We start from the raw sequence: 3,311 nt of genomic DNA on the forward strand, positions 1-3,311 counted from the left end.
CCCCCCAGGCCGCCTCAGTCGTCGTCGCGGCCCAGGTGCACGGCGAAGCTCTCCTCGTCGCGGGACACCTGCACCGTCCAGGGACGGCAGCACACCGGGCAGTCCTCGATGTACGTCTCCGAGGCCACACCAATGGGGTCCACGGCGACCTCCACTTCCTCACCGCAGTAGGGGCAGAGCTGGGCGGCGGATTCCGCGAAGGGCTGCATGGCTGGGTCTCCTCATCACGGACTCAGCGTCCGCGCATCTAGACGGTAGAATGCCGAGCCATGGCCTCTCCTTCCCGGAATCGCATTGGCGACATCCTCGTCAAGGCACGCGTCATCGACGACTTGCAACTGCGCAGCGCACTGGCCACCCATGACCAGTGGGGCGGACGTCTGTCACGCATCATCGCGGACCTGGGTCTGGCCACCGACGACGTCATCACCGAGGCCATCTGCCAGGGCCTGGGAATGCAGCGCATCCAGTTGGGCAACGTCACGCGCGACGCGGGCGCGCTCTCACGCGTGGACGTGAGCCTCGCCGAACAGAAGGCCGTCTTCCCGGTGTCGCTCAAGGACAACGGCAAGACGCTGGTGCTGGCCATGGCGGACCCCACGGACCTCGTCACCCTGGACCAGGTGGCGGCGAAGAGCCGCGCCCGCGTGGTCGTCATGGTGGCGGGCGAGCGTGAAATCGAACACGCCATCCTCCGCCACTACCGTGGCCAGGAGCCCGTCGTCAGCACGCGCTTCGGCGGCAACAAGCGCCCGAGCAGCTCGGACGCGCCGGAGGACGAGGACGAGTTCAAGGTCGTCGACATGAGCGGCAACACGGTGGTGAAGCGCATCGCCGACATCACCCCGCCCGCTCCCGCCGCGGCGCCGCCGCCCCGCGCGCCGGAGCGCGCCCCCGCCCCAGGCGCTGGCGCCAGCGCCGCGGACATCCTCGACGAGATTCTGGCGGGTGGCGCGCCCGCCAACGAGTGGACGGACGAGGACCTCAAGCGGCTGCAGACGGTGCAGCAGAACCAGGAGAAGAGCTCCAAGATTCTGCGCGCGCTGCTCGAGCTGCTGCTGGAGAAGAACCAGCTCCAGCAGCGCGAACTGGCGGCGCGGATGCGGCTGTAGGGCGCGCCCTCAGCCGGCGACGGAGCCCGCTTCCAGCAGCTCGCGGCCGGTGAGCCCCAGCAGGTAGAGGATGCTGTCCAGGCCGCCCGCGGAGATGGACGTGTCGGCCGCGGCGCGCAGCTTGGGCTTCGCCCGGAAGGCGATGCCCAGGCCGGCGCGCTCCAGCATCAGCAAGTCGTTGGCGCCGTCTCCCACGGCGACCACCTGGTCCAGCAGGATGCCTTCCGCCTGCGCCAGCGATTCCAACAGCTCCGCCTTGCGCTGCGCGTTGACGATGCGGCCCACGGTGCGGCCGGTGAGTTTCCCGTCCTGAATCTCCAACTCGTTGGAGTACGCGAAGTCGATGCCCAGCCGCGCCTTCAGCGCCTCGGCCGCCACGGAGAAGCCGCCGCTGATGACGGCGGTGCGGTAGCCCAGCCGCTTGAGCACGCGCACCAGCGTCTCCGCTCCCTCCGTCAGCGGCAGGTTCGCCGCGAGCTGGTGGACCACGGACGCATCCAGGCCCCGCAGCAACGCCACGCGCTGACGCAGCGATTCGTCGTAGTCCATCTCGCCGTGCATGGCGCGCTCGGTGATGCGCGACACCTGCTCGCCCACGCCATGCGCGCGCGCCAGCTCGTCGATGACCTCGATGCGGATGAGCGTGGAGTCCATGTCCATGACGACCATCCGCTTGCCGCGCCGGAACAGGCTCTCGCGCTGCAACGCCACGTCGAACCCGCCCGACTGCATGGACAGCTCCAGCAGCGCGTGCTTGAGCGCGTCGGGCGGCTGGCCCGGCGGCAGGCTGATGTGGATGTCCACCGAGCCCAGGTGCGGCTCGCTGAGGCGCGTGATTCGCTCCACGTTGGCGCCGTGCCCCGCGAGCACCTGCGTCAGCGCATGAAGCTCCCTCGCGCCCAGGGCGCGGCCCACAGCGGTGACGACGTGGCGCACGGACGCGGCGGGCGTGGCGGCCGCCTCCACCGCCTGGAAGTCCAGCGTCACGCCCAGCGTCTTCGCGGCGGACAGCAGCGTCTCCAGGGTGCCGCTCGCCGGGGGCAGACGCACCAGCAGGCAGAGCGTGAGGCGCCCCTGCACCACCACCTGCTCCACGTCGAGCAGCTCGGCGCCAGCTTCCGCCAGCAGGCCGGTGAGGCGCGAGACGATTCCGGGATGGTCCTTCCCGGTGACGGTGATGAGCACGCTTTCGGACAGGGGCGGAGTCATGGCGCCACGGAGTGTGGCAGCCCCCAACGTGCGCGGCGAGCCCCGAGTGCACCGGGGCCCGGCCGCTCGTCCGTCACTCCTTCGGCGTGTCCGAGGAGATGACGAGGTCGCCCTTGGCGAGGAACTCCTTGTCCGGGAACGCCTTGTAGAAGTCCTCCAACATGGCGTCCACGTCCGGGTAGCGCTGCTCGCGCTTGTCCTGGGTGGCCTTGTCGAAGAGCTGGTCGAGGCCGCTGGGGGCCTCCGGGTTGACCTCGGAGGGCAGCGGCGAGCGGCGGCCCGGAATCTGCCCGGTGAGCATCTCGTAGAGCAGGATGCCCAGCGCGTAGACGTCCGCGGAGGCACCCGGCTCCTTGCCGCCCCGGTTCATCAGCTCCGGCGCCATATAGGCCATGCCACCCGTGCCCACGAAGACCTGGGGCATGCCCTTGGTGGCATCCACCTCCACCACGCGGCCCAGGCCGAAGTCAGCCAGCTTCGCGTTGCCGTACACGTCGAAGAGCACGTTCTCCGGCTTGATGTTGTGGTGCGTGAGGCCCGCGGCGTGCGCGGCCCGCAGCCCATAGGCCATCTGCAGGAAGGCGCGCAGCGCGAAGGGCACCGGCACGCCATTGCCACCGCCCGCGTCCAGCCGCTCACGCAGGCTGCCCTGCATCAGCTCCAGCACGAAGTACGGCCGGGCGGCGTCCACGTTCTGGTCCACCACCTGGACCACGCCCGGGTGGCGCACCTGCGCCTGGGCGCACAGCTCCTTCTTCAGGCGCTTGAGCACCTCGCCCCGCTGCAGGAAGGAGAAGTAGCCGAAGATGTCCTTCAGCTCCTTGAGGCAGATGTCCAGGCCCAGCGCGGTGACACGCCCCTTGAAGACGGTGCCCAGCGGCCCGGTGCCGATGGGATCGAACTTCTGGTAGCGCAGGTCCAGCTCGGCGCCCTTCGGAGCGGGAGCGGCGGGCGCTGCTGCGGCGGCGGAGGTGGAAGCGGGGGGAGGAG

General features: G+C 70.1%; 4 protein-coding genes. 1 reads left to right on the top strand and 3 read right to left on the bottom strand.

The genetic code is table 11. From position 1 onward, the window contains the following. Nucleotides 1-14 precede the first annotated feature (14 nt). Nucleotides 15-209: a CPXCG motif-containing cysteine-rich protein gene (locus FL344_RS37980; RefSeq protein WP_011551211.1), complete on the bottom strand. Its 195-nt coding sequence runs from the start codon at nucleotides 207-209 to the stop codon at nucleotides 15-17. A 60-nt stretch (nucleotides 210-269) separates the two neighbouring features. Here FL344_RS37980 and FL344_RS37985 point away from each other — a divergent pair, with 60 nt between their 5' ends. Then, complete coding sequence (locus FL344_RS37985) at nucleotides 270-1,112, top strand: general secretion pathway protein GspE (protein WP_011551210.1); 843 nt, start codon at nucleotides 270-272, stop codon at nucleotides 1,110-1,112. A 9-nt stretch (nucleotides 1,113-1,121) separates the two neighbouring features. On the opposite strand, the gene serB is transcribed toward FL344_RS37985, so the two are convergent. Then, on the bottom strand, nucleotides 1,122-2,321 hold the full coding sequence (gene serB / locus FL344_RS37990) for a phosphoserine phosphatase SerB (protein ID WP_141621932.1): 1,200 nt from the start codon (nucleotides 2,319-2,321) through the stop codon (nucleotides 1,122-1,124). Nucleotides 2,322-2,394: 73 nt separating this feature from the next. Continuing rightward, nucleotides 2,395-3,311 (bottom strand): serine/threonine-protein kinase (locus FL344_RS37995; protein ID WP_141621933.1); only part of this gene is annotated, 917 nt, incomplete at its 5' end.

The organism is Myxococcus sp. AB036A (assembly GCF_006547355.1).
In the GTDB taxonomy this organism is placed as follows: Bacteria; Myxococcota; Myxococcia; order Myxococcales; family Myxococcaceae; genus Myxococcus; species Myxococcus virescens.